2 protein-coding genes and 1 pseudogene are annotated in these 1849 nt (G+C 65.1%); 2 read left to right on the top strand and 1 reads right to left on the bottom strand.

Annotated features, from left to right (window positions below):
- Positions 1 to 230, bottom strand: a pseudogene (locus tag AC07DW_RS34250) (ISAzo13-like element transposase-related protein); the annotation flags it as partial.
- 20 nt (positions 231 to 250) lie between these two features.
- On the opposite strand from AC07DW_RS34250, the gene AC07DW_RS34245 reads away from it, so the two are divergent.
- Positions 251 to 514: a helix-turn-helix domain-containing protein gene (locus AC07DW_RS34245; protein WP_478861496.1), complete on the top strand. Its 264-nt coding sequence runs from the start codon at positions 251 to 253 to the stop codon at positions 512 to 514.
- Positions 515 to 1140: 626 nt separating this feature from the next.
- On the top strand, positions 1141 to 1440 hold the full coding sequence (locus AC07DW_RS34240; protein ID WP_478861495.1) for a hypothetical protein: 300 nt from the start codon (positions 1141 to 1143) through the stop codon (positions 1438 to 1440).
- The last annotated feature ends 409 nt before the right edge of the window (positions 1441 to 1849 follow it).

Raw genomic sequence — 1849 nt, 5'->3', positions numbered from 1 at the left:
GGCGTCCGGCGGTCGCCGCGCTGACCGGGTGATCCTGCATGGTCAGCGCAGCGGCCAGCGACCGGAGTGAGAGCGTGGTCCAGCGCAACGGCGAGGCCGGATCGCCCCGGGTGTGCGGTTCGGTCAGAGCTCGCGGGCAGCAGACCAGGGTCGGTGACCGTCAGCGGCTTGCGGCCGACTCCTGGAGCCCGGACCCGCCCGGCCGGCAAAGGGTGCCTGGACAACTCGGCCGGACTCTCTCGGACCCTACGTGGGTCCCTGTCCGTCAGGCTCGGGGGGACCTCAGTGGGTGATCTCTGTGGGGAGGATGTCCGGCCTGTGGTCCGTGCAGCCGGTCTCGCTCAAGCTGGAGGACCTGGACGTCATCTGCGTCGTCCTCGGCTGCGAGATCAGCGACCTGCTGATCCCCGAGCCGGAGCAGGCCAGCCGCCCGGGGCAGGCGGGGACGGAACGAGCGGCAGCCGGGGCGGGGACTGCCACACCGGCGGTGATCCCCCAGCGCCGGGACGACTGATCCCTCCCGCCGGTCTGACGCCGCCACGGTGAGCAAGATGCGCGACAACAAATCTGCGGCCTCCTGCGCCCACCTGCACACCGTAACCAGCGGCCCTGAGCGCGACCACGACACTGTCATCAACGGACTCACCTACCGTTCCACAACGGCGGGACGAAGGCGTCGCTAGCTACCTAGACCAAACTGATCAAGCGCCAGATATAACGGACGGGTCGGCTTCCGCCTCCTCCGCCACCGCATCTGATCACTGATCCCTCCTGGCGAGGGATCAGCGACTACGAGAATCTTGTCAAAGCCGTTCACCGGACAGGCCTAAGACAAGAGAACCTCCGGCATGGGAGCGGGTCCTCCGATTCCGCTCATTGATTCCACCTGCTCCTCATACGATCAGCTGACGCGGCTGCCGCTGGAAGGCGTAGAGCATTGAGACCAGCAAGATCCATCCTATTCCTGGGGAGGACATAGTGTCTGTGTTTAAGAAGTCTGCGCTAGCCCTAGCCGTTACAGCTCTAGCTGGGGCGGGGGCCCTGGCCCCGGCTGTCGCACAGGCTGCGACGCCCGCAACCTCTTCCGCTCCGTTGGCAGTCTCTGTTCAGTCTCCGCAGTGGGTCACTGATGGCTTCACGGTGCAGAACGACACCGGTCAGACGCTCAAGCTGACGAAGGGCTGGGCCCCGCACAACTTCGGCACCCACCCGCCCGAGGAGATTAAGCCGGGCCAGAAGATCTATTTCGACGTCCAGTCGGACCTGACGCCCGATGCGGCCGAAGTTGACTACACGGCACCGAACGGAACCGTCTACCAGCTCATCGCCAATTACCAAGCAGTCAGTGGCCGCGATTACTCCGAATGCTTCCCGGCGGATAAGTGCCAGGTCTCCCACCCCGCGGGCGGGACGACCACGGACTTTGTACTGAAGCCCTAACCGCTGGGAGCACTAATACAAGGGCCCGTACCGGTCGGTACTCCATGGGTCGTTGCAACACGCGGTCGGTTGATCAGGCCGTAGTTCACGCAGGCGCTCGGCTGGGGGGTTCCCAGCCGAGCGCCTTGCGTGGCGGCTCTTGTTGAGTCCTGCGGCGATCGCTTGGAAGCGTTCAGGCTGCGCGGGGAGATATCGGGTGCCTTCACGGCAGTGCTCGAGCTTGAGCCGTCCTGCTCGAGCTCCAGGACGTCTTCCCCCGCGGCCGCACGATCACCGTCGGCACCGACGACGCCCGCAACATCCTGATACTGCGCGAGCAATTGTCAAGAGTTGTGGATCAGCTGAGGTGGTTCATGCCGCGGGGGTCTCGTTCTGATCGACGAGGTGACCGTTCTCGAAGCGGTTGCCG

This window comes from Streptomyces sp. NPDC045701 (assembly GCF_056432045.1).
This window is presented reverse-complemented; position numbering and strand designations above follow the sequence as displayed.